Source organism: Herbiconiux daphne, assembly GCF_024979295.1.
GTDB classification, from domain to species: Bacteria; Actinomycetota; Actinomycetes; order Actinomycetales; family Microbacteriaceae; genus Herbiconiux; species Herbiconiux daphnes.
Window position 1 is genome coordinate 1 of record NZ_JANLCJ010000543.1, and the last position, 609, is coordinate 609.

A 609-nucleotide genomic window follows, 5' to 3' on the forward strand; every position below is an offset into this window, starting at 1 on the left:
GTTTATCTTTAATTCCCTTTTGCAAGTCGTTTTGTTGATCTGGATTGATAAGTGTGTTAAAAATGTATTTAAGACGTGATACTTTTCACTCCTCTGGAATATCAGAGATAAGTTCCCCAAGTGTCAATACCATTTCAGTTGAATATTGCAAGTCTGTTGTTGCGTCGGCAAAGTTTGTGAAATAAGCGACTGGCAAGTAATCTGTGAAAACTTCGTTCTTAATTTTAATTCTTTCTTTAAGGAATTTAGTTTCGTCCTCATCAAGTGTAATTTCTTTTCCGTCCTTATCCACAAATGAGAAAACAATTTCTTTTCCAATTTCGTATTTCTTACTTAGATAAACGTCGTTTCCTCTTACTGAGGCAAATGTGGAGAACTCGGTTGTATCGGCTTCAATAACGTTTCCGAATCTATCAAGTTTACCGCTACCATATTCAAGTGAAAAGAATATTTCGCCTTTTTCATTTTTAAGACAAGCGACGAATAGATCCCCGTTCAGAGATAAATGTCTTTCGGCTATTTCGCCAAGTTGTTCCAGTCTTGCCTTTCTAAGTGCTTTTGCGGTTTTCTCATCAAGGTTTTCAACACGTCATATGATCTTACCTTGAG

1 protein-coding gene is annotated in these 609 nt (G+C 36.1%); it reads right to left on the reverse strand.

The genetic code is table 11. The features are described from left to right. Positions 1-85: 85 nt before the first annotated feature. Entirely contained in the window at positions 86-292 is a 207-nt protein-coding gene (locus tag N1032_RS26350) for a hypothetical protein (protein ID WP_259543605.1), read from the reverse strand. Positions 293-609 lie beyond the last annotated feature (317 nt).